Origin of the sequence: Caecibacteroides pullorum (assembly GCF_019239235.1) — a bacterium.
GTDB lineage: Bacteria > Bacteroidota > Bacteroidia > Bacteroidales > Bacteroidaceae > Bacteroides > Bacteroides pullorum.
On record NZ_JAAZTS010000032.1, the window covers coordinates 22,894 to 28,893 of the forward strand.

Below are 6,000 nucleotides of genomic sequence, written 5' to 3' on the forward strand. Positions count from 1 at the left end.
CAAATCTGTTCATCGATACAAACATCAAGTCCTACTTCATCTTTAAGTCTAAAAGAATAAAAAGCATCCTTTTCTTCTTTTTCGAACTGTGAAGTAAACGAGGCACTCATTGTTCCCAATACAGTTTATGCAACTTTTCACATTTAGTAGAAAGCCCATGGGCTAAACCATTTTTGAGTCTGTGAGTATTTCATTGCCCATTTAGCTTTCTCAAGAATCGCTACTTTTCTAGCTTTTTCATAAAATTACATGATTAGAGATTAGGAACTGCACCGAATTTACCAAATTTATATGCCTTTTGGAGAGAACTAATCCTATTCAATCCTTTGAAATCTGTTAGAGGATACAGCACACTTGATCCGTCCGGATTCTTTTCAGTAAACCAGACATTATCTTTTCTAAGCAAATCTTCCTCTCCTAACAGTCCATCATAATGTGTAGTGAGCAACAACTGGGCTTGCTCTGATTCTTTCAGAAAACGTTCAATAATATGTTCTATCAATTTCGGATGAAGAGAAAATTCGATATCGTCAACTACAAGAAAAGCATCATTTTCAAGAATCTTTTGTACTTGAGCAGCCAGGCCAAACGTACGGATAGTACCGTCCGATTCAAACAGTTCCGGAAACTCATAATAATCATTGTTACCATTATCAGATGAAACTTTATGCTGATACATAGTATAATAAATCGAACCCTTATGCGTCTCCTGTTCTTTGAAAGTAATATTTGAGATATTAAAATCTGCTTCCTGAAGATACCTCAATATATAATCTTTTGCCGACTCATTCTTGATTGATTCTTCAGCATAACGACTTAAAGATGATGCAGGCACAATTGCCGGCATAACCTGATTGGTTAGATACTGAAGAACTGCCTCTAATTCTACAATATGTGTATTTACCTGCATATAAGCAGCAAAAACTGACATGTTATGCAAACACTTCAATGTTATTTCCTCTTTGACAGATTGCGACATTTTGGTCTTCTGTCCAAATTTAATAACTGATACGTTATTCTCAGTATTTCTTTCAAATATAGTAGCAGGCTGTTGACTTGGATAATAGATTAGACTTTCCTTTGCTACGTGCCACCTGTCTAAAGCTACAGAATAGACATAACGAACTGCTTTTTCCTCATTCTTCAAGTAGAACGAAATCGAATATTCAGATAACTGCCTCGAACTTGTTTTATTCAGGAGAAACGGGACTATTTGAATTTGTTCTGCCTTATTAAGTGGGGTATAAGTAATGAATGACTTGATAAAATCACAAACTTTAATAATATTACTCTTACCCGAAGCATTTGCTCCATAAATGACAGCCACTTTCAATAGTCTCACATCACCCCCCAATTCGACAACATGATATGACTCCATATCCTTACTTCTATCAGCTTCAAAACTTAATATAGCCTCGTCTCTGAATGAGAACATATTCTTAAATCTAATTTCTGCTATCATATAATCTGTTTTTCCACAAATATATAACTAAATATCCATATCTACAAATTAGATTTCAATATTTACATCATTTATGCAAAAATCAAAAACTAATACTATTTTATCGAATTTATTGCACCCGTAGTCAATATAATCATTAAATCAAAACATCAGTCCATCCATTAATATAAAAAATCGATACAAATCAACATCAGTCTTCATATTATCTTACTTCACAAAGATTTAAATACAACCCCAAAATACTTATTCTATTTGCATGATATTGCATGCCATTGATAAAAATGCCATATCACTAAAAAAAGGGGTAAAAAATACCTCGTTCTTGTAACTTATTTGCTGGAAAACTTTGAAATTCAACAAAATACAATTATCTTTGTCTTACAAAAAGAATGTGACAACATACAACTCATTGATAATCAATGAGTTATAATGACTAAAAATGACAAAAAATTAGACTTCTGTACCTTTTAGAGCTCCAAATATTTGATAATCAGAAATTTGCAATTACTGCATCGTAAGTAGACACCCCTTCCGCCTCCCCGGCGCCGCGCCGCCCCTGCCCTGTTTTACAGGCAGGAAGTGACGCCCAGCGTTGTGCCAATAGCCGTGAGGATGGTCACCAACGTCTGGATGACCAGTTTCCAAATAGATTTCTTGTCCATGTTTCTTTTTTTTAATTGATTAATTGAGAATTGAGAAATTGAGAATGTTTGTTCCTTGAAAAATGGAGAATTGGTCGTTGAGCATGCCCGTCCGCTGGCTTGATTTTCAACTCGCAATTCCCCATTTTCAATTCTTAAAGCGGACTTCCGCCCTCGCCCTCGTCCGTACCGCCGCCGGCCGAAGCGCCGCCCGAAGCCTCGAGCGAAGCGTCGTAGACCATCCACTCGATGTCCGACGGCACCAGTCCGCGCGTGGACGTGCTGCCCTTGGTCTGCGCGCCCTCACGCTGGGGCACGAACTGGACGCGGACGGCCCGCACCTGCTTCTGGAAATCGAACTCGTCTTCGTTCGTCACGCCCTTCGTGGCAAGGGTGTAGCGGAACGTGCCCAGTCCGTCCAGACGGACCGAACGGCCCTGCGACATGAGCTCGGCCATGACGCCCGGCAGCTCGCCCAGAACGGCCATGACGTCGGCGTAGGTCACGGTACACATGGCCGAAAGGCGCTGGGCCACTTTCTTCGTGGCTACCGGCTGGCCCACGGTGATGGCGGTGGGATACCACACGCCGTACTTTTCGTTGTGCTGTTTCTTGTAGAATGCCATAGTTGTCAAAAGTTTTGTGTGTTAAACATTTCGTTGTGTTATCGCTGTTTCCCCGAGACTTTGTCTCCCCTTTCCCGATGCAAAGATATCGCCAAGGGGACGGAAAGCCAAAATCGGGAGGGGTGTAACCTCTAAAAATATGTTAACGGAGAAAGACTTTCTTCGCGGAAGTTGCCCGAAGGCTCCTGCCCGACTGGCTGCCCCCGGACGGAGGCGGCGAAGGGCAGTTGGCAGGAGGACTCACGCAACGGGGCGGCCGACGGGGAAGACGAGGCGTCACACATCACAAATCACAAATCACAAATCACAATTATCGAAAATGAGTTTTCAACCGGCCGAAAAGGAGCGGGAGCGAAAAATAATATTATATATATTATATATTATATAATATATATAATATTAAAATATTTAACACTTTCTTCTCTCAGACTTACGCACTATCCGATTCGGGTAATTGTGATTTGTGATTTGTGATCATTGTGACGCCGGACGAGCGGGCAGCGGGCGCAGGGATATACGGAGCGACCTGTTGATAACTTCTCTGCCATTTTCTTTTCCGATTGGAAGAATTATGCTACATTCGCAAATCCAAAGCCAACGAAGGTTTTGGTAAAAAATGTATGGTTATGTATTTTTTCTTTAACGACACAACAACAGAGATGTTAACCGAAACGAAAGGGAGCAATCGGGAGATTGAGGCGCCTTTCGAAGACGAAACAGACGAGATGATGAAAGACATTTTCATGGACCTGCGCAAGAAGCTGGACGAGGTGAAGGCGCGGTGCGACACGTATCGGAGGGAGCGCGACGAGGCCCGAACGCTGGCCGCCAGGAGGCTGAAGCGATGCCGCGAGCTGGAGGAACGGAACGCCCGGCTGGAGGCCGACCACGAACGCCACAAGGACAGCCTCGTGTGCCTGACCGACCGCCTGACCGCCCTCGAGCGGGAGAACGAGCGCCTGAGGACCGCCATCGGCCACCTCTACGGCGAATGCGCCGAGTTCGTACAGCAGGCCGCCGGTACGACGAAGCCGACCGTCGTGGCGCAGCACAACTACTACCCCGGCTCGCTCCACGTGAGCGGAAGCCACCTGCCCGACGCGCGCTTCAACCCCGCGCCGACGGAGCACAAACTGGACCCCAAATAATCTGACAACAAACACGAAAGGAGGACACTATGGAAACCAAAGAACCGACACCGACCATCGTACACAACTACTACGGCATCACGTTTCAGAACTGCTCGATGCCGAACGCCACCATCCAAACCATCAGCCAGCCCTCGGCCGACGCCCAGCCTGCGCCTGCCGCACGCGCGCCCGAGGATGCTCTGTCCGACGCGCTACGCACGCCCCGCGCCGAAGCCTTGCTGGCCCGTCTTGTGGACGCCGGCCTCGTGGACGCCAGCTGGCAGCCGCTCTCGCTCTCGAACGCCGAGAAGGGCGTGCTGGCCTCTCTGCTGGCCGACCGGCTAGGCGTGGACAACCTGTGGCAGACCTTCGGCCGCCTGTGGGGCATGAAGCCGGAGAACCTCCGCTCGGCCTACAACAAGGGGATGGACCAACCCCGCTCGAACGCCTTCATCCAGCGGGTGAACAGGGCGCTGGAGGAATAGCTTCCCCCAAAACCGATATCGCAAACGCGTCTGTAAATCAGATGGTTACAGGCAACCGTACCAGGTACGCGTACCAGGTACGTACCAGGTAAATCTCATTCCGATACACTAACTTTGCTCCTGCAATCACGAGGAAAACAACCCTTTCCCCCCCTCGTGATTGCGGGAGCTTTCCGTATTGGGGCTTCCAACCATTAAAACCCCAAAAAGACGATTTTCAATTAGTAAACCCTATTCACAACATTAAAACTCTTTTTTTGACACGACTATGATTATCCAATTACAACTTAGCGACAAGACCTACGAGCGCCTTCTCGCATCGGGCAGCCGCCTGCAGGGCACTATCGGCCTGGTAAGCCCCAACGAGGGAAACTTCAACGAACATGTGCGCCACACTTCGAACGGCAACGGTGACTACAAGTACATCCGCCTGCGCCACGGACGGGCCAGCGTGGGCCCCAAACGGGTGCGGCTCGCTTTGAACATCGCCCTGGACGAGACGGGCATCACGCCGGCAGACATCCTCATGGACGAGAGCCGGCAGGCGAGCGACTTTGTGGACCACGTGTTCGATGCGAGGCTCTGAGTAATTATCCATTATCCATTCTCAATTATCCATTAAAGCAATGAAATTCGGAATAAGCAATAACGTAAAGAGCCGGGTGGTGCGCGAATGCACCCCCGAGCTGCTCCGCCAGGCACTGGACTCGCCCCTCGTGGCCCGTGTCTGCGCCGAGATAGAAGACGCCCTCGAGGCCGTGCGCCGGGGCGAAATGTCGAAAGACGACTTCGAAACCCTGAAAGCCGCACGCAAGAAGATGCTCCCCGTCATCACCCCGCACGCCACTTTCCGGAGTGGCCGGCGGACGAACGCCGAAGCCGTCGCCAGCGGCCTGTCGATGTACGACGTGGACCACATTCCCGATCCGCGCGGCTACTACGACGAGAAAGTGCGTGGACGTGAAGCCGAGCTGGGCATCGTCCTGGCACACGTCACGCCCAGCACCGAGGGCCTGCGCCTGCTGTTCGTCATCCCCCGCGCCGGCATGGCGCCCGACGAGGCCCAGCGTTGGATGTCCGCCCGCCTGGGCGACGCCGCCTACGACGGGGCGGTGAAGGACCTGGCACGCTGCTCTTTCCTCGTGCCGCGCGAGTATGTGCTCTACCTGGACGAGGAGAGGCTGTTTGGAAATGAAGAATTAAGAATGAAGAATGAAGAATCTTTGGGAAATGAAGAACGAAAAATGATGAATGAAGAATTGCCTGCGGATGGTGAAAATTCTTCATTCGGAGGCGAAGCCGACATTCTTCATTCTTCATTACCAAAGTTTAAGGGCATTCCCTATTCGGAAATTATCGGACAATGGTTCAAGTTGGCAGGTGGCGAACCCGTACAGGGCGAGCGCAACGACAAGCTCCACCGCCTGGCCTCACACCTGCGCTATATCGCCGACAACGACGAGGCGCTGCTCCTGCAAGTGATGCCCCGCTACGGCCTGTCCGAAGAGGAGATGAAGGGGCTGATACACTCCGCCTGCTCGGCGAAATGGTACTCGATGCCGCGGATGCTGAAAGAGGCCCTTGAAAATGAAGAACGAAGAATGAAGAATGAAGAATCTTTGAGAAATGAAGAATTAAGAATGAAGAATGAAGAAT

Annotated in this window: 7 protein-coding genes; 4 read left to right on the forward strand and 3 right to left on the reverse strand. The window is 48.5% G+C overall.

Going from position 1 to position 6,000, the window contains the following annotated elements:
* Positions 1–253 precede the first annotated feature (253 nt).
* The 3 genes from HF894_RS13860 to HF894_RS13870 all read right to left on the reverse strand — a co-directional run bounded on the left by HF894_RS13860 (position 254) and on the right by HF894_RS13870 (position 2,729).
* A complete protein-coding gene (locus HF894_RS13860; protein WP_204973135.1) occupies positions 254–1,462 on the reverse strand; it encodes an AAA family ATPase in 1,209 nt (402 codons plus the stop codon).
* 566 nt (positions 1,463–2,028) lie between these two features.
* Entirely contained in the window at positions 2,029–2,124 is a 96-nt protein-coding gene (locus HF894_RS13865; RefSeq protein ID WP_021846252.1) for a smalltalk protein, read from the reverse strand.
* A 134-nt stretch (positions 2,125–2,258) separates the two neighbouring features.
* On the reverse strand, positions 2,259–2,729 hold the full coding sequence (locus HF894_RS13870) for an HU family DNA-binding protein (RefSeq protein WP_075319336.1): 471 nt from the start codon (positions 2,727–2,729) through the stop codon (positions 2,259–2,261).
* 560 nt (positions 2,730–3,289) lie between these two features.
* Between HF894_RS13870 and HF894_RS13875 the strand changes: the two genes are divergently transcribed.
* The 4 genes from HF894_RS13875 to HF894_RS13890 all read left to right on the forward strand — a co-directional run.
* Positions 3,290–3,877, forward strand: a complete 588-nt coding sequence (locus HF894_RS13875) for a hypothetical protein (RefSeq protein ID WP_075319335.1) — start codon at positions 3,290–3,292, stop codon at positions 3,875–3,877.
* Between the two features lie 29 nt (positions 3,878–3,906).
* Complete coding sequence (locus HF894_RS13880) at positions 3,907–4,344, forward strand: hypothetical protein (protein ID WP_204973137.1); 438 nt, start codon at positions 3,907–3,909, stop codon at positions 4,342–4,344.
* Positions 4,345–4,612: 268 nt separating this feature from the next.
* Positions 4,613–4,930: a hypothetical protein gene (locus HF894_RS13885; RefSeq protein WP_021846136.1), complete on the forward strand. Its 318-nt coding sequence runs from the start codon at positions 4,613–4,615 to the stop codon at positions 4,928–4,930.
* A gap of 40 nt (positions 4,931–4,970) precedes the next feature.
* Positions 4,971–6,000 (forward strand): BT4734/BF3469 family protein (locus HF894_RS13890; RefSeq protein WP_301547093.1); only part of this gene is annotated, 1,030 nt, incomplete at its 3' end.